At 63.3% G+C, this 20,499-nt stretch carries 20 protein-coding genes; 4 read left to right on the top strand and 16 right to left on the bottom strand.

The window, feature by feature from the left end; genetic code table 11:
- Positions 1 to 4: 4 nt before the first annotated feature.
- Both araD1 and ABMA59_RS17175 read right to left on the bottom strand, forming a co-directional pair.
- On the bottom strand, positions 5 to 997 hold the full coding sequence (gene araD1 / locus ABMA59_RS17170) for an AraD1 family protein (RefSeq protein ID WP_349006599.1): 993 nt from the start codon (positions 995 to 997) through the stop codon (positions 5 to 7).
- Positions 998 to 1,111: 114 nt separating this feature from the next.
- Entirely contained in the window at positions 1,112 to 2,113 is a 1,002-nt protein-coding gene (locus ABMA59_RS17175; protein ID WP_425475930.1) for a LysR family transcriptional regulator, read from the bottom strand.
- 338 nt (positions 2,114 to 2,451) lie between these two features.
- Between ABMA59_RS17175 and chvE the strand changes: the two genes are divergently transcribed.
- The 3 genes from chvE to mmsB all read left to right on the top strand — a co-directional run bounded on the left by chvE (position 2,452) and on the right by mmsB (position 6,481).
- The gene (gene chvE, locus ABMA59_RS17180; protein WP_349006652.1) at positions 2,452 to 3,465 is read left to right on the top strand and encodes a multiple monosaccharide ABC transporter substrate-binding protein; all 1,014 of its coding nucleotides are present in this window, start codon (positions 2,452 to 2,454) and stop codon (positions 3,463 to 3,465) included.
- 197 nt (positions 3,466 to 3,662) lie between these two features.
- Positions 3,663 to 5,195: a multiple monosaccharide ABC transporter ATP-binding protein gene (gene mmsA / locus ABMA59_RS17185; protein ID WP_349006653.1), complete on the top strand. Its 1,533-nt coding sequence runs from the start codon at positions 3,663 to 3,665 to the stop codon at positions 5,193 to 5,195.
- Positions 5,192 to 6,481 carry a multiple monosaccharide ABC transporter permease gene (mmsB, locus tag ABMA59_RS17190; RefSeq protein WP_349006600.1) on the top strand — a complete coding sequence of 430 codons (1,290 nt, stop codon included), beginning with the start codon at positions 5,192 to 5,194 and terminating at the stop codon, positions 6,479 to 6,481. Before mmsA ends, mmsB begins: the two co-directional genes overlap by 4 nt.
- Positions 6,482 to 6,506: 25 nt before the next feature.
- Here mmsB and ABMA59_RS17195 read toward each other — a convergent pair whose 3' ends face one another.
- From ABMA59_RS17195 to ABMA59_RS17215, 5 genes are all read right to left on the bottom strand, one after another.
- The gene (locus ABMA59_RS17195) at positions 6,507 to 7,307 is read right to left on the bottom strand and encodes a S1/P1 nuclease (protein ID WP_349006601.1); all 801 of its coding nucleotides are present in this window, start codon (positions 7,305 to 7,307) and stop codon (positions 6,507 to 6,509) included.
- Positions 7,308 to 7,374: 67 nt separating this feature from the next.
- Positions 7,375 to 7,998, bottom strand: coding sequence for an isochorismatase family protein (locus ABMA59_RS17200; protein ID WP_349006602.1), 624 nt, complete (start codon positions 7,996 to 7,998; stop codon positions 7,375 to 7,377).
- Between the two features lie 68 nt (positions 7,999 to 8,066).
- Entirely contained in the window at positions 8,067 to 9,029 is a 963-nt protein-coding gene (locus ABMA59_RS17205) for a CobW family GTP-binding protein (protein ID WP_349006603.1), read from the bottom strand.
- The gene (locus tag ABMA59_RS17210) at positions 9,026 to 9,337 is read right to left on the bottom strand and encodes a hypothetical protein (RefSeq protein WP_349006604.1); all 312 of its coding nucleotides are present in this window, start codon (positions 9,335 to 9,337) and stop codon (positions 9,026 to 9,028) included. The genes ABMA59_RS17205 and ABMA59_RS17210 overlap by 4 nt, the downstream gene beginning before the upstream one ends.
- Positions 9,338 to 9,401: 64 nt before the next feature.
- Positions 9,402 to 10,307: a polysaccharide deacetylase family protein gene (locus ABMA59_RS17215; protein ID WP_308056566.1), complete on the bottom strand. Its 906-nt coding sequence runs from the start codon at positions 10,305 to 10,307 to the stop codon at positions 9,402 to 9,404.
- A 211-nt stretch (positions 10,308 to 10,518) separates the two neighbouring features.
- On the opposite strand from ABMA59_RS17215, the gene ABMA59_RS17220 reads away from it, so the two are divergent.
- Entirely contained in the window at positions 10,519 to 10,929 is a 411-nt protein-coding gene (locus tag ABMA59_RS17220; protein WP_349006605.1) for a DUF3830 family protein, read from the top strand.
- A 28-nt stretch (positions 10,930 to 10,957) separates the two neighbouring features.
- Here the strand turns inward: ABMA59_RS17220 and ABMA59_RS17225 are convergent, their stop codons facing one another.
- The 9 genes from ABMA59_RS17225 to ABMA59_RS17265 all read right to left on the bottom strand — a co-directional run bounded on the left by ABMA59_RS17225 (position 10,958) and on the right by ABMA59_RS17265 (position 20,265).
- The gene (locus ABMA59_RS17225; protein ID WP_349006606.1) at positions 10,958 to 11,854 is read right to left on the bottom strand and encodes an NAD-dependent epimerase/dehydratase family protein; all 897 of its coding nucleotides are present in this window, start codon (positions 11,852 to 11,854) and stop codon (positions 10,958 to 10,960) included.
- A gap of 54 nt (positions 11,855 to 11,908) precedes the next feature.
- On the bottom strand, positions 11,909 to 13,366 hold the full coding sequence (gene hydA, locus ABMA59_RS17230) for a dihydropyrimidinase (protein ID WP_349006607.1): 1,458 nt from the start codon (positions 13,364 to 13,366) through the stop codon (positions 11,909 to 11,911).
- A gap of 54 nt (positions 13,367 to 13,420) precedes the next feature.
- Entirely contained in the window at positions 13,421 to 14,359 is a 939-nt protein-coding gene (locus ABMA59_RS17235) for an N-carbamoyl-D-amino-acid hydrolase (RefSeq protein WP_349006608.1), read from the bottom strand.
- Positions 14,360 to 14,362: 3 nt separating this feature from the next.
- Positions 14,363 to 15,277 carry an NAD(P)-dependent oxidoreductase gene (locus ABMA59_RS17240; protein ID WP_349006609.1) on the bottom strand — a complete coding sequence of 305 codons (915 nt, stop codon included), beginning with the start codon at positions 15,275 to 15,277 and terminating at the stop codon, positions 14,363 to 14,365.
- Positions 15,270 to 15,665: a carboxymuconolactone decarboxylase family protein gene (locus tag ABMA59_RS17245; protein WP_349006610.1), complete on the bottom strand. Its 396-nt coding sequence runs from the start codon at positions 15,663 to 15,665 to the stop codon at positions 15,270 to 15,272. Before ABMA59_RS17245 ends, ABMA59_RS17240 begins: the two co-directional genes overlap by 8 nt.
- Before the next feature lie 22 nt (positions 15,666 to 15,687).
- Entirely contained in the window at positions 15,688 to 17,193 is a 1,506-nt protein-coding gene (locus tag ABMA59_RS17250) for an amidase family protein (RefSeq protein WP_349006611.1), read from the bottom strand.
- Positions 17,194 to 17,375: 182 nt separating this feature from the next.
- Complete coding sequence (locus ABMA59_RS17255) at positions 17,376 to 18,545, bottom strand: ABC transporter ATP-binding protein (RefSeq protein WP_349006612.1); 1,170 nt, start codon at positions 18,543 to 18,545, stop codon at positions 17,376 to 17,378.
- A gap of 5 nt (positions 18,546 to 18,550) precedes the next feature.
- Complete coding sequence (locus tag ABMA59_RS17260; protein WP_349006613.1) at positions 18,551 to 19,387, bottom strand: ABC transporter permease; 837 nt, start codon at positions 19,385 to 19,387, stop codon at positions 18,551 to 18,553.
- Positions 19,387 to 20,265, bottom strand: coding sequence for an ABC transporter permease (locus tag ABMA59_RS17265; RefSeq protein WP_349006614.1), 879 nt, complete (start codon positions 20,263 to 20,265; stop codon positions 19,387 to 19,389). The genes ABMA59_RS17260 and ABMA59_RS17265 overlap by 1 nt, the downstream gene beginning before the upstream one ends.
- Positions 20,266 to 20,499 lie beyond the last annotated feature (234 nt).

Here is a 20,499-nt window from a genome sequence, read left to right on the forward strand (position 1 = left end):
ACTCCTAAAGCGCCTTCACCGAAAAGCCGGCTGCCTTGTCGGTGGCGAGCGGATTGCGCAGCGGCAACGAAAAAGGTTTCGCCTCGATCTCGAACACGTCGCCATCCTGCGGCTTGATGCCGTCCGAGAAGGACAGCGTCGCCGTGCCGAAGAAATGCACATGCACGTCGCCGGGGCGGCGGAACAGATCGTATTTGAAATGATGGTGCTCGAGATTGGCGATGGTGTGGGACATGTTGTCCTCGCCCGACAGGAAGGGCTTTTCCCAAATCACCTTTCCATCACGGCGAATGCGTGAAAAGCCTTCGACATGGCCGGGCAGCGGACCAGTCAGCAGTTCCGGGCCGATCGAGGCGGGGCGCAGCTTGGAATGCGCCAGCCACAGATAGTTGTGGCGCTCGGTGATGTGGTCGGAAAACTCGTTGCCGAGCGAATAGCCGATGCGGAACGGCGTGCCATCCGGGCCGATGATGTAGATGGCGGCGATCTCCGGTTCCTCGCCGCCGTCCTGGGCGAAGGCAGGGGACACGAGCGGAGCTTCCGGGGCGATCACACTGGAGCCGTCGCCTTTGAAAAACCACTCGGGCTGCGCGCCGATCTCGCCGGGTTTCGGCTTGCCGCCCTGGACGCCCTCAAGGAACATGCGCATCGAATCGGTCGGCTTTTCCGCCGATGTCGCCGCCTTGTGCATCTTGTCGCGGCCCTCGGCCGAGCCGAGATGGGTGAGACCTGTACCGGCAAGCATCAGGTGCGACGGATCGGGATGGTCGATCGGCGCAAGCACCCTGCCCTCGGCCAGCGCGGCGGCCAGATCGACGTCGGGCCCTGCTGGTAGCCCCGCCACGGTCGCGTCAAGGCTCTTGCCGTCGGCGATGGCGCGCTGCGCCAGATCGTAGGTGGAGGATATTCCGCCCACCAGTTTTGCCGCGCCGCTGTCGTCGACCGCCGCGACGCGCCGTTCGCCGTCATGGATGAGTTGAACCAGTCTGAGTGCCATATCTGCTGACCGGCGGTGGGCCGGCTCCTCCCTGGAAAATATCGGTGCTGAGTTATAAAGTCATATAGTACGACTTTTCAGCGCTGTATAGCGGCAACGATTTGGCGCATGACCTCAAATCGTGCCCTGGCCGATCTCGCCGATGATGTAGCGGTAGAGCGATGCGGCGGCCGGAGAAAGTTCGCGATTGCGCATCTTGATCAGGCTGTACGGCTGGACGTCAATCTCGAACTCCACCGGCAGGGTGTCGATCGCACCGGCAAGGCCGTTCTCGCCGCCGATGAAGCGCGCTACCTCGACCGAGACAGGCGCAATGGCGTCGGACTGCGCGACCATGACAAGCGTCAGCAGCAGGGACCCGGTGCTGAGCATGCGTTCCGGCAAGGGCACGTTTCGGGAAAGAAATATCCTTTCCATGGTTCGCCTCAGCAGCGAGCCGGCCGGCTGGAACACCCAGTCGTAGTCCGCCAGCCGTTCGGCCGGTACCATGCCGCATCCGGCCAGCGGATGGCCACGCCGCACGATCAGGCAAGCGCGCTCCACGCCGATCTCGCGGCTCTCGAACAGCCGCGGGTTGAGATCGTCGGGGATGCGCGCGATGATGAAATCGTGGCGCGAGGCGAGCAATTCGCGCGCCAGCACGGCGCTGGTCTCGACCTGGATATTGACCTCCAGCCTCGGGTTCTTCTCGCGCATCTTGCGGATTGCCGGCACGGCAAGCTCGATCGCCGGCGCCGTGACGGCTCCAAGGAAGACGGAACCGCCCTTGCCCAGCCTGAGATCGGAAATCTCGCGATCGACCTCACGCAGTTCAAGCAGTATCGCGCGTGCCCGCCGCGCCAGCACCTGGCCGTAGGGCGTGAGACCGACGCCGCGCGACAGGCGTTCGCAAAGCGCCACCTTTAGGATCCCTTCCATCTCCGAGATCATGCGCGAGGCGGCCGGCTGCGACATCCCGAGCATCTGGGCGGCCGCGCTCACCTGCCCATGGTCGTCAAGCGCAACGATCATGCGCATGTGCGCGAGCTTCAGGCCACTGCGCAGCAGCGTGTCTGCGCTTGAACCGGCGTTTTCGAACCTTTCCTCTAAACCTAAATCGGTTCGCATGGCAGACATCGCAAAAATCCTTCCTGCCGCAGCGGCAGCAACTACTATACCAAGTTTGTTATATTGCCCGTCGTAGTTTTAATTTGACAGTTATATCGATTTGAGAACAGGGTCGGATCGTTTCGGGACTTGACCTCGGCGGCGCGAGAGATTGCGGGCGTTGGGGTGCCCGGACGGCGGGAGGAATAAGCAGAAAAACAACAAAGCCCGTATGGGCCGGCTTAGTGACCGGGCGACCGCGCAAGGCGCCTCGAATATTCCTAAAGGGAGAAACCACAGTGAACTTTACCAGAAGAACCATTCTTGCCGTCACCGCGGCGGGCTTCGCCGCCTGTTCCGCGCTGTCCATGCCGGCTTTCGCACAGGACAAGGGCCTCGTCGGCGTGCTTATGCCCACGAAGACGTCGCAGCGCTGGATCAATGACGGCGACGCCGTCAAGTCGCAGCTCGAGGCTCTCGGCTACACCGTCGACCTGCAGTACGCGCAGGACGACATCCCGAACCAGCTCAGCCAGTTGGAGAACGAAATCACCAAGGGGCCGAAGGCGCTGATCATCGCTTCGATCGACGGCACCACGCTGTCGGACGCCTTGCAGAAGGCCGCCGACGCCGGCGTCGTCGTCGTCGCCTATGACCGCCTGATCAAGAAGACCCCGAATGTCGACTACTACACCACCTTCGACAATTTCGGCGTCGGCGTCATCCAGGCCAATTCGCTCGTCAAGGGCCTCAAGGAGCGCTTCCCCGACACCAAGCCGTGGAACGTCGAGCTGTTCGGCGGCTCGCCGGACGACAACAACGCCTTCTTCTTCTATGACGGCGCCATGAGCGTGCTGCAGCCGCTGATCGACGACGGCTCCATTAAGATCAAATCCGGCCAGACCGGCATGGACAAGGTCGGCACGCTGCGCTGGCTGGCCGCCACTGCCCAGGCCCGCATGGACAACCTGCTCTCCGCCAATTATTCGGACGGCAGCCGCGTGGACGGCGTGCTGGCCCCTTACGACGGCCTGTCGCGCGGCATCATCGCTTCGCTGCGCGCCGTCGGCTATGGCACCGCCGACCAGCCCTGGCCGATCGTGACCGGCCAGGACGCCGAGACCGCTTCGGTCAAGGCGATCATCGCCGGCGAGCAGTATTCGACCGTGTTCAAGGACACCCGCGAACTCGCCAAGGCGACCGTCGAGCTGACCGACAAGGTTCTCTCGGGCGGCAAGCCGGAAGGCCTCGACGAGAAGACCTACAACAACGACGTCAAGGTCGTCCCTTCGATCCTGCTGACGCCGCACGAGGTCGACAAGTCGAACTACCAGGCGCTGGTGGTCGACTCCGGCTACATCAAGGCCGACGAACTGAAGTAATCGCAGTCGCAACGTTTGGGGGTTCCGCACCATTTGCGGGACCCCTTTTCGTTGACCCGCGGCCCCGGTATTGTCTGCGACGACCGTGCGCCTGTCCGGAGGCGCGAAGGGGCGATCTCGAAACTTGATCGAGCATCGGAATGATCCGGAAGCCGGATCCCGTTTCCGGTTCGATGCTTGGAGGAGTGGTATTCCTGATGGCCTCGACGATTTTGGAGATGCGCGACATCACCAAGACGTTCCCCGGCGTGAAGGCGCTGTCGAACGTCAACCTCGTCGTCGAGGAAGGTGAAATCCACGCCGTGGTCGGCGAGAACGGCGCCGGCAAATCGACCCTGATGAAGGTGCTCTCGGGCGTCTATCCCACAGGCACCTATGACGGCACGATCATTTATCGCGGGCAGGATTGCCATTTCAAGGGCATCCACGACAGCGAACATCTGGGCATCGTCATCATCCACCAGGAGCTCGCGCTGGTGCCGATGCTGTCGATCACCGAAAACATCTTCCTGGGCAACGAACATGCCACTTACGGCGTCATCGACTGGAACGCCAACGAGACGCGCACGCGCGCGCTGCTGAAGAAGGTCGGGCTGAGCGAGGACCCGAACACACTCATTACCAATATCGGCACCGGCAAGCAGCAACTCGTCGAAATAGCCAAGGCGCTGAGCAAGGAAGTCAAGCTGCTCATCCTCGACGAACCGACCGCCAGCCTGTCGGAGAAGGACAGCCAGGCGCTGCTCGACCTGCTGCTCGAATTCAAGCGGCAGGGCATCACCTCGATCCTGATCTCGCACAAGCTCAACGAGATAAACCGCGTCGCCGACAAGGTGACCGTGATCCGCGACGGCCAGACCATCGAGACGCTTGCCAGGAAGGACATCAGCGAGGACCGCATCATAACCTCGATGGTCGGCCGTTCGCTCGATGATCGCTATCCGCCTCGCGAGCCCAATATCGGCGAGACGGTCTTCGAGGTGAAGAACTGGTCGGTCTACCACCCGATCCATGTCGAGCGGCAGGTGATCAAGGGCATCGATATCAACGTTCGCAAAGGCGAGGTGGTCGGCATTGCGGGACTGATGGGCGCCGGGCGCACCGAGTTCGCCATGAGCCTGTTCGGCCGCTCCTACGGAAACCGCATCACCGGCCAGGTGCTGCTCAAGGGCAAGACGATCGACGTCTCTACGGTCAGCCGGGCCGTCGAACACGGCATCGCCTATGTCACCGAGGACCGCAAAACCTACGGGCTTAACCTGATCGACCACATCAAGCACAACGTCACGCTGGCCAATCTCGGCGGCGTGTCGAGCAATGCGGTGATCGACGATCTGCGCGAACTCGCCGTCGCCAACGAATACCGCAAGAAGACCAACATCCGCGCCTCCAGCGTCTACCAGATGACCGGCAACCTTTCGGGCGGCAACCAGCAGAAGGTAGTGCTTTCGAAGTGGCTGTTCGCCAATCCCGAACTGCTGATCCTCGACGAACCGACGCGCGGCATCGACGTCGGCGCCAAATACGAGATCTACACGATCATCGCGCGGCTTGCCTCGGAAGGTAAGGCAATCCTCGTCATCTCGTCCGAGATGCCCGAACTGCTTGGCATCACGGACCGCATCTACGTCATGAATGAAGGCCGCATCGTCGGCGAGATGCCCGCAAGCGAAGCGAGCCAGGAAAAGATCATGCGCGCAATCGTTCGGGGAGAAGGAAAACCATCGTGACGACAGACACCTCGCCCGCGCCCCAGAGTGGCGTCGCCTCGGACGTGCAACAGCAGCGCGTCGCCGTTTCGGCCCTCGTCACCAACCTTCGCGACTACGGCCTCGTGCTGGCGCTGATCGCCATCATGATCTTCTTCCAGTTCACCACGTCCGGAACGCTGTTCAAGCCGGTGAACCTCAGCAATCTGGTGCAGCAGAACAGCTTCATCATCGTGATGGCGCTCGGCATGCTGCTGGTCATCGTCTCGGGCCACATCGACCTCAGCGTCGGTTCGGTCGCCGGCTTCATCGGCGCGCTCGCGGCCATGATGATGGTGATCTGGCCTCTCGGATTCCTCAGCAACCCGCTCGTCGTGTCGATCGTCTGCCTGATCGTCGGCGCGGCCATCGGCGCGGCGCAAGGCTACTGGATCGCCTATCACCGCATTCCGAGTTTCATCGTGACCCTTGCGGGCATGCTGATCTTCCGTGGCATCTGCCAGGCGCTTCTGGGCGGCGGATCGTCGGTCGGGCCGCTTCCCGACGGCTTCAAGGCGCTGAGTTCCGGCTTCATTCCCGACCTGATCGGTACGCTGACGCTGGTTCCTCCGACCGTCAACGCCGCCGGCAAGACGATCGTCGGCAGCGGTCTTTCGCTCCACATGACCACCATCGTAATCGGCATCGTCGGGGTGCTGGCTTATATATATTTCGGCCTCAAGGCGCGCCGGACGCGGGAGCGCCACGGCTATCAGGCCGAACCCTTCACGCTGTTCACCGTCAAGACGCTGGTGATCAGCGCCCTGATATTGTTCCTCGTCTACCAGTTCGCGACCTATCGCGGCCTGCCGATCGTGCTGGTGGTGATGGGCCTGTTGATCGCGCTGTTCATGTTCGTCACCAAACGCATGACCATCGGCCGCCGCATCTATGCGATGGGCGGCAACGCCAAGGCGGCGCAACTGTCCGGCATCAACACCGAGCGGCTGACGCTTTTCGTGTTCATCAACATGGGCGTGCTCTCAGCCCTTGGCGGCCTGATCATCGCCGCGCGGCTCGGCCAGGCCGTGCCGGCCGCCGGCCTCGGCAGCGAGCTCGACGTCATCGCCGCCGTGTTCATCGGCGGCGCCTCGGCGATGGGCGGCGTCGGCCAGGTGATGGGCGCCGTGGTCGGCGGTTTCATCATGGGCGTCATGAACAACGGCATGTCGATCATGGGCGTCAATGTCGACTGGCAGCAGGTGGTGAAGGGCCTGGTCCTGCTCGGCGCGGTCGTCTTCGACGTCTACAACAAGAAGAAGGGCTGACGCGCGGAAGCCGGGCGTCGGCAGCTCATTCGGCGCTGGGTGCTGTCCCTAATGCTTGGTCGAGCAGGGCCGCCAGCCGGTATCCGCCCTGCTTCAGCCTCTGACGCACGATCGGCCAGTTGTCGCCGAGATAGGCTTTTGGGAGCCAAGGCAGCACATCGCGGCGGCCGGTCTGCAAACGCGCGTCCGTGAAAATCGTGTCGCGCGCGATGTCCCTGCCCTCCAGAGCCCAGTCGGCCGGCGTCGAACCGGTGTCCGGGACTGTGGCATCGGCCTCGACAACAGCGACCAGCGTTTGCCAATCCTTTCCCAGGCTGTCGATGATCGCGTCGTCCCAGACGTCGTGAAGCCTTGTCACCGAACCGTCGAGCGCCACCGCCCTTGCCCCGGTATCGGCGCTGGCGTGGAGCGGCTGGTGAAGGTCGCCGACGAGATGGATGAGATATTTGAGCGCGGTCACCCGTGCCGTCGTAGGGTTGGAGCGATCGGCCAGCACCGCAGAGTACCTGTCGATCGCCGCGACGACGCAACGGCCGGTCTTGCAGACTTTTGCCGGGTCATAGCCTGAATGGTCGAGCGGCAGGCGCACGACATGCGACGGCTGGTCGGGAATGCGCAATGCTTTGATCAGGTCTGCCCATAGCGACACATCAGCCATGCTTTTCGCGCCTTCCGTAGCGAGCAGCGCGTCGACCTCGGCGCGCGCCGCCGGCGACAGATGGCGCTCGGCGATCTCGGCAACGATGGCGTGGCCGGCACGCCCCCATGCCTGCGCCTGAAGCGGCACGGCGCAAATCAGCGTCAGAGCAAGCAGAATTGCCTTCATGCCGCGAAGATAACGCCGATCATGGCGGATATCAGCCGGCTCGTCAGGCAAGCGGAGGGGCCGGCAATCAGGAAAGGGTTTCGATGATCTCTGCGGCAGTCAGCAGATCGGAATATTTCTGGCCCATGTCGAAAAGGTTCGCATGATGCGGCCCCAGCGCCCGGTCGCCGACACAGTCCGTAGCAACGACGGTGCGGAAATTCAGGCTCATGGCGTCGATGACACTCGCCCGCACGCAGCCGCTCGTTGTGCAGCCGGTGACGACAAGCGTGTCCACGCCACGACGGAACAGATTTGCCTGAAGCGACGTGCCGAAGAAGGCGGACGCCTGCGTCTTACGCACCACGACCTCGCCCGGTAGCGGCGCCAGCGCATCGACGACCTGGCTGGCATGGGCGCTTTCGTGGAGCGTTTGCAGCCGCGGCAGTTTCTCGGACCACAGGCTCGCATCGGAGCCGTCCTGCGCATAGACGATGCGGGTGAAGACGACGGGGAGGCCGCGGCTCCGGAAAAAATCGAGCAGCGGACGGGTTGCAATCACAGCCTCGGCGATATTGCCGCCGCCGAGGATGTCGGGATCGTGAAAGCCGTTGACGAAATCGATGACCATCAGCGCCGGCGATTTTCCAAAACCGGTCCTGCCGCCGAACTGCTGGCGGGCATAGACGTCCTTGTCATCCGAATTCGCCATCCCTTCCCTCCTTGCACCGCTAGCGGACAACCGCCCCGGAAAACGTCACGCCGCCCAGCCAACGACGCTCAGCGGATGCCGGCGAAATAATTCAGCGACCGGCGCAGATCCTCGCCCTCATAGCCCCGGCCGATAACGACGATGGTGTCGTCCTCGCGGGCGTCGTCCTGCTCCGGCAGGATTTCCGGCGACTGCACGATCTTTCGCACACTCTGCAAAAGCAGCCGTCCCGCCGGCGTGCGCACCACGCCCTTGACGCGCATCACCTGGTCGCCGCGTGCGTGAAGCAGCGCCGACAGCCAGACGCCGAACGCCGTCCAGTCGACCGTCTCGTCCAGCGTCAGCCGCGTGGTGAAGATCGGCGCGGCAGCTTCGCCCGATAGATCCGGCAGGTCGACCGGCGCCGCGCCCGCGCTTTCCGGGGGCGGCACGTCAGAACCGTTGATCGCGCCGCCGAGCGCCGCACCCGGATTGAGGCGCTGCAAGGTGGCGGCGAGCCGAGCGATTGCGTCCGGCTCGGCGGCGTCGAGCTTGGTGACAATGAGCCGGTCGGCGATTTCGGCCTGCCGGCGCCCGAGCGGCTCGGAGGCCAGTTGCGACAGGCCATGCAAACCATCGACCGTGACCACGATCTCGCTGACGACGATATGATGGATGAGCACGGGGTCGGCGCGGATGGCCTCGACGATAGCGCCCGGGTCGGCCAGCCCGCTGGTTTCCAGCACGATGCGTTGCAGCCTGCTCTCGTTCGAATGCGAGCGGCTGCGCTCGTCGCACAGGCGCCGCAGGGCCGCGATGAGGTCGGCCCCTCCAACGCAACAGGCGCAGCCGCCGGCGAGCACGGTCAATGCCGAAGACTTCGTCAGGAGCGCATCGTCGACGGGGGTCTCCGCCGCCTCGTTGACGATCACATGCGCGTCCCGAAAAAGGCCGTAGTGCAACTGGTGGCGCAGCCATGTCGTCTTGCCGGAGCCTAGAAAACCGCCCAGCACGGTGAGACGCATGCGGGTCTCGGCAGAATCCACCGTCACGCCGCCTCGCGGCTGCCGCCGGCGCCGAGGAAACGCTGGTCGAGCGGGTCGACCGGCCTGCCGATCATCCGCTCCGCTTCGATCCAGAACTCTTCCAGGTTCTGGACGATCACTTCCTGGCCGGACAGGTTGGAAAGCTGGATGCCGGGGATGATCGCGCCGTCATGAGCGCTCAGCCCGTAGAACGGCAGCACCGACTTCAGCACCTGCGAACGGCGGAAACGCGCGCGCAGCCGCTCGCCCGGACCGGCCGCACCCGCCTCGGTCCAGTGCCCCGGCGCGGCGGGATTTCCGCAATTCGCGCACATCTTTTCGTTTCTCCTTGATGGGAAGAGAGGCCACCGTGCCACCCTCCCCTCTGATCGACGGCCGTCAGATGACTTCCGGCCGCGCCTTGCCAGCGAACGGAAAACGCTTGCGGAAATCCTCGGCGATCTCCTCAAAAGTCATCCATTTCACGCCGTCATGGCCGTTAATGTATTCGATCAGGCGCTCGAGCATCAACAGCACCTGCGGCCGGCCGCTGACATCCGGATGGATGGTGAAGGGGAACACGCCGTAGTCCATCTCGCGATAGACCCAGTCGAACTGGTCGCGCCACATGCTCTCGATGTCGCGCGGGTTCATGAATCCGTGGCTGTTCGGCACCTTCTTCATGAACATCATCGGCGGCAGGTCGTCGACATACCAATTGGCACCGATTTCGACGAGGTCGATCTCCTTGCCGTGCTTGAGCGGATGCATCCACTCCTCGGCCTTCTTTGAATAGTCGATAACGTTCCAGCTATCGCCGACACGGGCATAGAAGGGCTGGAAGTCGCGATAGCCCTGGCTGTGGTCGTACTTGAACCCGTACTTCTGCAGCAGCGCGGCGGTCGAGGCCGACATTTCCCACCATGGCGCGACGTAGCCGCGCGGCTTCTTTCCGGAGAGTTTTTCGATCAGGTCGACCGACTTCGCCAGAACCGCCTCTTCCTGGGTCGGCGTCATGGCGATCGGGTTCTCGTGCAGATAGCCATGCGCGCCAATCTCGTGGCCCTCGTCGACGATGCGTTTCACCTGATCGGGAAACGTCTCGATCGAATGGCCTGGGATGAAGAAGCTGGTCTTGAGCTTGTATTTTTTGAACAAATTGAGGAGCCGGATGTTGCCGACCTCGCTGGCAAAAATGCCGCGCTGGATGTCCGAAGGCGAGTCGCCGCCGCCATACGAGCCGATCTGGCCGGCAACCGAATCGATGTCGGTGCCGAATGCGCAGATGATTTCTTTTTTCGCCATCTTCAGTCTCCCATACTGGCTGCTTCAGCAGCACGTCCAATCTCTTGTTCCGGTGCGGATAGGATCACGGGCGCATTGAAAAATCCAGATTTTTCTTTATCCCTGATAAGGGCTTAGGTTCCAAAACCCAAAGATTGAAATGAATCTAATATCAATTGATGCGGGATTCATATCGCCGATAAAACTGACCATCCGGGAGGAGAAAAATAGCATGAAACTCGTCATCGACATCGCCGGAATGGCATTCGACGCCCGCTTCGAGACGGAAAAGGCGCAGAAAACCTGCGCCGCCTTCGCGAGCCGCCTGCCCTTCGACGGCAGGATTGTGCATGTGCGCTGGAGCGGCGAGGCTGTCTGGATTCCGCTCGGCGATCTCGATTTCGGCATCGGCTACGAAAACCATACCAGCTATCCTGCGCCCGGCCAGATCCTGCTATATCCCGGCGGCATTTCCGAGACGGAGATACTGCTTGCCTATGGCGGCGTGCAATTCGCCTCGAAGATGGGGCAACTCGCCGGCAATCATTTCATCACACTGACTTCGGGACTGGAACGCCTTCCGGAGATCGGCAGGCTGGCGCTGTGGGAAGGCGCGCAGCCGATCCGTTTCAGGCCGGCGTAGACCAGCGCGGGCAGCCGGGGTGCTGCTCTCAGCGCCGCGCCGCCAGCCACGCCGCATAGGAGCGAAGACCTTCCTCCAGCGAAATACGCGGCCGATAGCCCAGATCGCGTTGGGCCGCCGAAATATCGAACCGCGCCTGCACGTCGTCGACCGGATCGGCGCCGTCGCCCAGCGTGATATCGGCCTGCGGCAGCACGGCCTTCACCGTCCGCGCCACTTCGGACAGCGTAATGTAGCCACCACCGGTGATGGTATAGCTGCGGCGCGGCAGCTTTTTTGCGTCGAGCGCCAGCACCAGCGCCGCGGCGACATCGTCGACATGCACATACTGTCGATAGAAATCGCGCCCGAACGGGAAATGCGTGGTCCGGCCGGCCTGCGCATCGAGGATCATCGAGCGGATCGCGCAATCGGTCGTGCGGCCTGGCCCGTAGACCCAGGCCGGCCTGATGCTGACGCCGTCGAGACCATGCTGGAGCGCATAGCCGTCGAGCAGATGTTCACCGGCCGCCTTGCTCGCACCGTAAACGCTGGTGGGTCTCAGCGGCACATCCTCCGGCACGAGATCGAGCCCGGCCGGCGTGTTGCCGTAGGCGCTGACCGATGAGCAGCAGACCACGCGCCGCATCTTTCGCACCCGCGCCAGTTCCAGGAGGTTCGCCGTACCGACGACGTTGGACTGGACGATCAGATACGGATTGTCCCGGGCCACCATAGGCCCTGAGATCGCGCCGCAGTGGACGATCGCAGTCGCGTTCGCGGCGAATTCGTAAAGCCGGTGTATCTCGCTGAGATCGCAAGCAAGGATCTCCTCGCCGCCGATTCGATCGATCGCGATGACATCGTCGCCGCGCTCGCGCAACATGCGGTGAACGGCGCGGCCGATGAGGCCGGACGCGCCGGTAAGCAGGATCGTTTCGGTCATTTCATTCCCATTGCAGGGGGGAGGCGGGCGGCAGGAATCGCCCGCCCAGAAAAATCACACGCCGATTGGCATGTGCTCGGCCGACCGCGTGACGGCGCGCGGCGCGGTGAGTTCCTTCCAGGTCGACAGCGCGCGATTGACCTCCGGGAACGCCGGACGCTTCACCAGCTTTCCGCGACCGGGCTGCGGCTGCGAGTTCTGGCCGTACGACCACACCACGTCGCCGCGCGACAGCGTGTAGCGAGCTTGGCCGTTCACCTTGACGCCCTCGAACACGTTGTAGTCGATGATCGACTTCTGGTTTGCGGCCGAAATCGTCTTCGACAGTTTCGGATCCCAGACCACCAGATCGGCATCCGAACCAGGCAGGATCGCACCCTTTTGCGGATAGATGTTGAGGATGCGGGCAATGTTGGTCGAGGTGACGGCGACGAACTCGTTCTGCGTCAGCCGGCCGGTCTCCACGCCCTTGGTCCACAACACCGACAGCCGATCCTCGAGACCGCCCGTGCCGTTCGGGATTTTTGTGAAATTGCCGAGGCCGGTCCGCTTCTGCGCCGTGGTGAAGGCGCAATGGTCCGTGGCGACGACCTGTAGCGAGCCGGCCGCGAGGCCCGCCCACAGCGAATCCTGGTGGCTCTTGTCGCGGAACGGCGGGCTCATCACGCGCTGCGCGGCATAGTCCCACTGCTTGTTGAAATATTCCGTCTCGTCGAGCGTCAGGTGCTGGATCAGCGGTTCGCCATAGACGCGCATGCCCTTCTGGCGGGCGCGGCGGATCGCTTCATGCGCCTGTTCGGAGGACGTGTGCACGATGTAGACCGGCACGCCGGCTGCGTCGGCGATCATGATGGCACGGTTGGTGGCCTCGCCTTCGACCTCGGGCGGACGCGAATAGGCATGGGCCTCCGGCCCGGTATTGCCCTCGTTCATGTATTTCTGCTGGAGCGCGGCGACGATGTCGCCGTTTTCGGCATGCACCAGCGGCAGCGCACCAAGTGCGGCGCAGCGCTGGAACGAGGCGAACATCTCGTCGTCGTTCACCATCAGCGCGCCCTTGTAGGCCATGAAATGCTTGAAGGTGTTGATGCCGCGCTCGATCACCTTCGGCATCTCGTCGAAATGTTTCTTCGACCAGCCATTGACGCACATATGCAGCGAATAGTCGGACGATGCCTGGCGTTTCGCCTTGGCTTCCCAATCGTCGAGAGCGGCGATCATGCCGGCCTCGCCGGGGATGACGAAGTCGACCACCAATGTGGTGCCGCCCGACAGCGCGGCAAAAGTGCCGCTTTCCCAGGTCTCGGCGGCGGTGGTGCCCATGAACGGCATTTCGAGATGGGTATGCGGGTCGATGCCGCCCGGCATGATATAGGCGCCCTCGGCATCAATCACCTTGTCGCCCTTCAGATCCTTGCCGATGGCCGAGATCGTCTCGCCCTCGATCAGAATATCCGCCTCATAGGTGCGATCCGCGGCAACGATCGTTCCGCCCTTGATCACTGTCGACATCAAGCTTCTCCTCTTTCTGCGGTCATGCGACCGATCCCGTTGTTTCCCGGCGCTTCATTCCTCGGGCGGCGGAACCGCCCCCTTGCGCTCGACAATCAGCCTATAGGCTTCCGGCTCGCGATGCTTGGCAAAATTGAAGATGGTCTCGCGATAACGCTTGCCGAGGTCGAGGTCGCAGCGCGCCGCGATGATCTCGTCTTCCAGAGACACGGCCTGTGCCACGATCTCGCCCGACGGCGCGATGATGGCGCTCTGGCCGACCATGTTCGATCCTTCCTCCACGCCGCATTTGGCCGTGCCGATCACCCAAGTGGCGTTCTGGTAGGCGCCGGCCTGCATCGAAAGATGGTTGTGGAACTGCGTAAGGCTGTCGATGTCGGCGTGCCCGGTGTGGTTGTACGGCGTGTTGTAGCCAAGCATGACCATCTCGACCTGCTGAAGGCCCATGACGCGGTAGGTTTCGGGCCAGCGCCGGTCGTTGCAGATGCACATGCCCATGACGCCGCCAAAGCCGCGCCAGACCCGGAAGCCGAGATTGCCCGGCTCGAAATAGCGCTTCTCCAGATGCTGGTGGTCACGCGGCTGCGGCTCGGAAAAACCAGGCAGGTGCACTTTCCGGTATTTGCCGATGATGGCGCCCGAGCGGTCGACAAGGATGGAGGTATTGAAGCGGCGCTTGCGGCCTTCTTCCATCACCAGTTCGGCGAAGCCGAGATAGAAGCCGACGCCCAGCTTCTTCGCCTCGTCGAACAGCGGCTGGGTTTCCGGCCCCGGCATCTCTTTTTCGTAGAAGGAGTCGAGCTCTGCTTCGTCCTCGATCAGCCAGCGCGGGAAGAAGGTGGTGAGTGCGAGCTCGGTGAAGACGACAAGTTCGGCCCCCCTGCCCTTGGCCTCGCGCATCAGCGCGACCAGTCTCTTGACCGTATCCTTGCGGGTCTCCGATCGGGAGATCGGTCCCATCTGTGCTGCCGCTGTGTGAACGATGCGCGCCATCTCTCAGCCTCCCTGTTCCGGCTTGACGCTCCGCCCGGCGACGAAGCGATGGATTTCAGTGTGGTCGGCGGCCTTGCCGAGCGTGGCCGAGGCCTCCGCCCATAGCGTGGCAGCATCGCGCGCGCCCTCTGCGTCCACGCCGAGTTGTTCGGAAAGGTCGGCTGCAGTGCGCAGATCCTTGGCCATCAGCGCCATCGAGAATCCCGACGCGAACGTGCGCGACAGGATGAAGGGCTTCAACTTGAGTTCGGTCGAATTGTTCTTGCCGGTCGAGACGTTGAGCACATCGACCAGAACGTTTGGATCGACGCCGAATTTTTCCGCGATCAGCACCGCCTCGCATGCGGCGACGAGGCCGGCGGCGGAGACGTAATTGTTGAGCGCCTTGACGGCATGGCCGGAACCCGGCGCGCCCGTTGCTATGATGGTGCTGCCCATGGCGGACAGCACCGGCCGGGCGCGCTCGATCTGCGCAGGATCGCCACCCGCCATGATCGCTAGCGTGCCCGACACGGCGCGCTTTACGCCACCGGAAACAGGCGCATCGACGAGGAAGACTTCCCTTGCCGACAGTTCCTCTGCAAGCTGGCGGGTCTCCATGGGCGCCGACGAACTCATGTCGATGACAAGGGAGCCCGGTGCTAGCGCCAGTGCCGCGCCTCCCGAGCCGAGAAGCGCGTCGCGAACGATGCTTCCGTTAGGCAGCATGGTGATGACGATCGTGGTTCCCTGCGCGGCCGTTCGAGCCGATGCGCAAACGATGCCGCCCGCCGCCGCAAAAGCCGCCAGCGCCTGTTCGGAAAGGTCACTGCCGCGCACGGAAAAACCGGCCGCCACCAGCCGCGAGGCCATCGGCAGGCCCATCATGCCAAGACCGATGAATGCGATCGGCCCCGGGTCGGCGGCGGGGTCAGTCAATGCCCATCTCCTTGAAAACCTCCTTGGCGATACGGAAACTGTCGAGCGCCGCCGGCACGCCGCAATAGACGCCGATCTGCAGGAAGATTTCCTTCAGCTCATCCTTGGTTAGCCCGTTATTGATCGCCCCGCGAACGTGAAGCTTCAGTTCGTGCGGCCGGTTGAGCGCAGCGATCATGCCGAGATTGAGCACCGAGCGCGTGCGTCTGTCGATACCCGGCCGGTTCCATATCTCGTCCCAGCACCATTCTGTGGTGAGTTGCTGCATGGCCCAGTTGAAGTCGTCCGCCTGCTCGAGCGAGCGATCGACATACTCCGAGCCAAGCACGGCGCGGCGCGTCTTCAGTCCGCGCTCGAATTTTTCCGACCTGGGTTTGCTGTCCGTCATCGCCAAAACTCCCGGTTGTCAATCATATCCCGCCCGCTTCCCGCACCACGCGCTCGATTCCCAATGCGTAGCCGAGAAGCCGCGTGTCGTCCCAATGCGGCGCAGAGACGAGGAAACTGGTCGGCAGGCCTTCGCCGTCGCGGCCGTTGGGCAGCGCCACACCGCAAAGGTCGAGCACATTGGTGACCGCGGTGTTTCGCAACGTCCTGAGATTGACCTTGTGGAAAAGATCGTCGTCTGCGTCCAGGGGTGCCACTTCCGGCGCCGTGATGACCGTTGTCGGCATGACGATCAGCGCGCCGGCGAGTTCTTTGGCGACCATAGGAATGAAACGCTGCCGGCCGCGCTGGATCGACAGGACGTCGCGTGCCGACATCTTCTTGCCGCCGAGCATGCGGAAGAGCACGCGGCGATCGATCCGCCGGCCTTGCTCGCCGTCGGCAATCTCATTGTATTCGGTATAGGCCTCGGCTGCGATCAGCGTGCCGAACTCGGCAGTCATATCGACCACGCGATCGAGCGCCTCGATCCGGTGCCGGCGGATCGTCACGCCGGCCCTCGCCAGCGCCTCAAGCGATCGTTCGTAATGCTCCAGCACGGCGGGCTGAGCATCTTCGGTGACGACATTGGTCGGCGCGACCAGCGTCAGCGAACGCAGATCGGTCCGCCGCACCGGCGACACCGCCTCGCCGCGCAGGAACATGTCGACCAGAACACAGTCCTCGACCGAGCGCGCGAGCGGCCCGATCGTGTCGTAGGTTGTGGCGAGAGGGATCAAGCCAGTCTTGTCGATGCGACCGGTGCTGGTCTTGTAGCCGACCGTGCCGTTGAAGGAGGCCGGCACGCGCACCGAGCCGCCCGTGTCGGAGCCGAGCGCGCAGGGTACGAGGCGTGCCGCGACCGCCGCGCCCGAACCCGAGGACGAGCCCCCGGGCGACCGCGGTGTGGCGCGGTCGTTGGGGTTGAGCGCCGTGCCGAAATGCGGATTGAGGCCGAGGCCGGAATAGGCAAACTCGGTCATGTTGAGTTTTCCGACCGTCACCATGCCGGCCGCCGCTACACTCGCCACGCAGGGCATGTCGGCGGTCTTGGGCAGCGTATCGCGGAACAGGGCGGAGCCCGCCGTCGTCGGCGTGCCGGCTACGTCGAAAATATCCTTCCAGGCGATCGGCACCCCATCCAGGGGCGACAGCGGATTGCCATCGCCGTAGCGGGTTTCGGCCTTGCGCGCTTCGTCGAGCGCCCTTTCGGGCGTCACGGTGATGAAGATGTTGTCAGCCTTCGCCTTTGCGATGCGGTCGAGCAGGCATTCGGTGACGGCTACGGGACCGGCCTCACCGCTCCGGTAGGCCAGCGCGATGCCGGCGGCGGTGCGGTTGGCGATGCTATCGATATCGGACACGTCCTGCTCCCTGTTTGCGGCGACCGCATCGCCGGCAATAGACTTCCGCCGCCGCGCGCCTCCGCACAGCGTCGTGTCCGACACCTCCGCGCCGGACAGGTTTCCGTTTGCATCTCCGCGCGACATGGCTGCCATTCGGCATCAGACGCGCAACGAACCTCCTCCATGCGAAGCTACAACTCCGCATGCCTGCCGCCCGCATGCAGGTGGCAAACCATCGTTCTGCCCAGGAGCCGGCGGGATCGCCGCGGCGATCAGGACCGGCCTTCGGTAATCAGGCCGCGGCGGTAGCCCGCCGCGAGCGCTCCTTAATGACCTGCATCCAGATAAGGGTCGCCGGCAGCGCCCGTATCGACCTTGCCCAGGATGTGGACGTCCTCAGTCTTCCAGCTCGCCACGACAGGATCGCCGCGGTCCACCGGTTCGGCGAAATAGTCACGATCCGAGACATTGGCGACGAACACCTGGCCGGCGACGTCGAGGGTCACCTTAACGTAGCTGCCTTGGTACTCGGTGGCCGAAACCACGCCCCATACCGAATTGACCGCATTGGAGGCCCCATCGCCGTTGCGTCTCCGTAGCGCCACGCGGTCACGACGCACGGCGACCGACAGCTCCGATTTCGGCTTCTCGCCATTGGCCATGGTCTCGAATTGCGAGCCGTCGGCCGCCTTCAGCCTGATCGTGCCGGGCGCGCCGCCCTCGATCACCGATCCAGTCAGCACGTTCTGCCCACCCATGAATCGCGCCACATAGGGCGTCGCCGGCCGGTCGAAGATGACATTGGCAGTGTCGGCCTGGTCGATGCGGCCCGTATCCATAACGACGACCATGTCGGCCAGCGCAATGGCTTCCGGCTGGGTATGGGTGACGTGGACGAAGGTGATGCCGAGTTCGTTCTGCAGGCTTTTCAACTCGCCGCGCATCCTGAGCCGCAGGAACTCGTCCAGCGCCGACAGCGGCTCGTCGAGCAGCAGCACCTTCGGGTTGGTGATCAGCGAGCGCGCCAGCGCCACGCGCTGCTGCTGGCCGCCGGAGAGCTGCGCCGGCATGCGGTCCTTGAGGTGGTCGAGTTGCACGCGCTGCAGCATCTCCAGCGCGCGCGCGCGCCGCTCCTCCTTACCGACGCCACGCATCTTCAGGTAGAAGGCGACGTTGTCCTGGATGGTCAGGTGCGGGAACAGCGCGTAGCTCTGGAACATCATCGCCGTGCCGCGCTCGACCGGCGGTTTTCCCACAACCATGTCGCTGCCGATGTAGATTTCGCCGGATGTCGGCGTCTCATGGCCGGCAATCATGCGCAGGATCGTGGTCTTGCCGCAGCCGGACGGGCCGAGCAGGCAGCAGTAGGAGCCATGCGGGATGGTCAGGTTGATATCCTTGACCGCGTAGGAATTGCCGAACTGCTTGGTGACATTGACCAGGCGAATATCGCCAGATCCATGCGCCACGCCGCTCTTGCCAGGTGAATTCGCCATACTTGTTATTTTCCGCGGGAACGTCTGCGTTGAATGAGGATGATCGAGGACAGCGCCAGCGCGATCACGGCGAAGGAGACGACTGTGGTCACGGTGCCAAGCGCATAAAGCGCGGGCGACGTGACGTTGGTGGTCATCGTCCAGATTTCGAGCGGCAACGTGTTCTTGGTGCCGACGGTGAGCCAGCTTCGCGGGAACTCGTCATAGGACAGCGTGAAGCCGAAGAGCGCCACCGCGATCATGCCCGGGAAGACGATCGGCACCACGACCTCCTTGACCGTCTGCCAGCGCGAGGCGCCGAGATCATGCGCGGCCTCCTCGTAGGACGGGTTGAGCCGCCCGAGCACCGCGAACATGATCAGCAGCCCGAAAGGCAGCGCCCAGGACAGATGCGCGCCCAGCGCCGAGCCGTACCATGTCGCCGACAGGCCGAGATAACGGAAGGTGACGAGGATGCCGATCGACAGCACCAGGCCGGGCACGATCAGGCTCGCGATTGCCATATAGAAGATCGCGGTCGACCCGCGGAACCGCTTGCGGAAGGCGAAGCCCGCCGTCACAGAGATAAGCACCGTCAGGAACATGACGAGGATCGCCAGCGGCAAGGACCGGTTGAAGGCGCCGGCCACGTCACCGGTGCGGCGCGGGCTGAACAGTTCGTCGAACCACATGAAGCCGGGATCGCGCAGCGGGAAGACCAGCGAAGCGGACGGGCCTTGGAACGACAGGATGAGGACCGCGATCATCGGCCCGTACAGGAAGATGACGAACAGCGTGAACAGCAATGCCAGGACGTAGAACGTCCAGGGGCGCGGGCCGTAGGAAGGTGAGGCGCCGGACATCAGCGTACGAGCTCCTTGCGCACGTCGACTAGCCTGAAGATGGCCGATGCGATCAGCAGCACCACGATCAGCAGGATGACAGCATTTGCCGCCGCGCGCGGATAGTTGAGGAACTGCAGGTCGTTGAAGATGCCCGACGTGGCCGACCCCGACAGGCCGCCGCTCATCACGGTGACGACGAAGAAGTCGCCCATGACCAGCGTGACGACGAACAGAGCGCCAAGCGCGATGCCGGTCTTGCAGAGCGGCAGGACGACGTTCCACACCACGCCCCAGCGCGTGGCGCCGGCGTCGACGGCGGCTTCTAGCAGCGACTTGTCGATGCGCGCCATCGAATTGAAGATCGGCACGATCATGAACAGCGTGAACAGATGGACATAGGCCACCACGACCGAGAAATCCGAATAGAGCAGCCATTGCAGCGGCTGGTCGATGACGCCCATCTTGAGCAGGGCGCTGTTGATCAGGCCCTCGGTGCCGAGCACCGGCCGCCAGGAAATCATGCGGATAATGTTGGAGGTCCAGAACGGCACCGTGCAGACCAGGAACAGGCCGATCGCCGTCAGCAGGTTGCGGACGTGGAAGACCAGGAAATACGCGATCCAGAAGCCGAGCACGAAAGTGATGACCAGCACGATCAGCGTGAATTTGAGCGTCGAGAGATAGAGTGTCCAGGTCGTCGGATTGGTGAACAGGTCGATATAATTCTTCAGCGTGAAGTCCGGCACGATGCCGACCAGCATCTGGTAGCGGAAGAAGCTGACCACCACGACGAGTGCGACGGGAATCGCGAAGAAGAAGAAAAGCACCAGCGTAAGCGGCGCGACCTGAAGATAGGTCGTGAGCGAGGCTTTGCTGGCGGATGGCGTAGGCGTCATTCCAGAACCCGGTTGTTGCGGCAGTTTCCTTCTCCCCGTTCACGGGGAGAAGGTGGCCCGAAGGGCCGGATGAGGGGCAGCGGCAAATGTCGAACGGTTGCCCCGCCCTCATCTGCCTGCCGGCCCGGCCCTCCGCCTACGCTTCGGGCGTTCGTCGCTCGAAAAGCCAAATCGTTGGCTTTTCGTCCGCTGCGCTGATCGCTCCTCACCCCGTAGACGGGAGAAGACAGCTAC

Origin of the sequence: Mesorhizobium yinganensis (assembly GCF_040081985.1) — a bacterium.
GTDB classification, from domain to species: Bacteria; Pseudomonadota; Alphaproteobacteria; order Rhizobiales; family Rhizobiaceae; genus Kumtagia; species Kumtagia yinganensis.

Bases quoted from the DNA above. Each gene is read 5' to 3' on its own strand.
- ABMA59_RS17225 (WP_349006606.1), bottom strand. From the start codon at position 11,854: ATGACCGAAACGATCCTGCTTACCGGCGCGTCCGGCCTCATCGGCCGC.
- ABMA59_RS17220 (WP_349006605.1), top strand. From the start codon at position 10,519: ATGAAACTCGTCATCGACATCGCCGGAATGGCATTCGACGCCCGCTTC.
- araD1 (WP_349006599.1), bottom strand. From the start codon at position 997: ATGGCACTCAGACTGGTTCAACTCATCCATGACGGCGAACGGCGCGTC.
- hydA (WP_349006607.1), bottom strand. From the start codon at position 13,366: ATGTCGACAGTGATCAAGGGCGGAACGATCGTTGCCGCGGATCGCACC.
- ABMA59_RS17200 (WP_349006602.1), bottom strand. From the start codon at position 7,998: ATGGCGAATTCGGATGACAAGGACGTCTATGCCCGCCAGCAGTTCGGC.
- ABMA59_RS17235 (WP_349006608.1), bottom strand. From the start codon at position 14,359: ATGGCGCGCATCGTTCACACAGCGGCAGCACAGATGGGACCGATCTCC.
- ABMA59_RS17195 (WP_349006601.1), bottom strand. From the start codon at position 7,307: ATGAAGGCAATTCTGCTTGCTCTGACGCTGATTTGCGCCGTGCCGCTT.
- ABMA59_RS17245 (WP_349006610.1), bottom strand. From the start codon at position 15,665: ATGACGGACAGCAAACCCAGGTCGGAAAAATTCGAGCGCGGACTGAAG.
- ABMA59_RS17260 (WP_349006613.1), bottom strand. From the start codon at position 19,387: ATGTCCGGCGCCTCACCTTCCTACGGCCCGCGCCCCTGGACGTTCTAC.
- ABMA59_RS17215 (WP_308056566.1), bottom strand. From the start codon at position 10,307: ATGGCGAAAAAAGAAATCATCTGCGCATTCGGCACCGACATCGATTCG.
- chvE (WP_349006652.1), top strand. From the start codon at position 2,452: ATGCCGGCTTTCGCACAGGACAAGGGCCTCGTCGGCGTGCTTATGCCC.
- ABMA59_RS17210 (WP_349006604.1), bottom strand. From the start codon at position 9,337: ATGTGCGCGAATTGCGGAAATCCCGCCGCGCCGGGGCACTGGACCGAG.
- ABMA59_RS17265 (WP_349006614.1), bottom strand. From the start codon at position 20,265: ATGACGCCTACGCCATCCGCCAGCAAAGCCTCGCTCACGACCTATCTT.
- ABMA59_RS17175 (WP_425475930.1), bottom strand. From the start codon at position 2,113: ATGTCTGCCATGCGAACCGATTTAGGTTTAGAGGAAAGGTTCGAAAAC.
- ABMA59_RS17250 (WP_349006611.1), bottom strand. From the start codon at position 17,193: ATGTCGCGCGGAGATGCAAACGGAAACCTGTCCGGCGCGGAGGTGTCG.
- mmsA (WP_349006653.1), top strand. From the start codon at position 3,663: ATGGCCTCGACGATTTTGGAGATGCGCGACATCACCAAGACGTTCCCC.
- ABMA59_RS17255 (WP_349006612.1), bottom strand. From the start codon at position 18,545: ATGGCGAATTCACCTGGCAAGAGCGGCGTGGCGCATGGATCTGGCGAT.